This is a genomic window from Streptomyces sp. HSW2009 (assembly GCF_040240285.1).
In the GTDB taxonomy this organism is placed as follows: domain Bacteria; phylum Actinomycetota; class Actinomycetes; order Streptomycetales; family Streptomycetaceae; genus Streptomyces.
Genome location: NZ_JBEHZD010001226.1, coordinates 1 through 293 on the forward strand (window position 1 = coordinate 1; position 293 = coordinate 293).

Here is a 293-nt window from a genome sequence, read left to right on the forward strand (position 1 = left end):
GTCCGAGGGGTATCCGCGCCCGGGGCCGCCCGGGGGGCGCCCCCCGCGCCCCGCCCGGCGCGCCACCGGCACCTGGCTGCGCGCCGCGCTGCCCCGGCTGGCCCGGCTGGCCCTGAGCCGGTACGGGAAGCTGTCCGCCGTGCCGGGGATCGACGGCCACGGGCCCACCACCCGGCAGGCCCGCACCGGGCTGCTGACCGCCGTGCTGACCCGGGCCGTGCTGGCCGCTCCCGGGCTGGCCCGGAACGGACTGCTGACCTCCGCCGGCCGGCCCGCCTGCCTGGCCCGGGTCC

General features: G+C 83.3%; 1 protein-coding gene. It reads left to right on the top strand.

From position 1 onward, the window contains the following. Positions 1-293, top strand: a 293-nt coding sequence (locus AAHZ94_RS35290) for a hypothetical protein (protein ID WP_502964885.1), incomplete at both ends; no start/stop codon positions are given.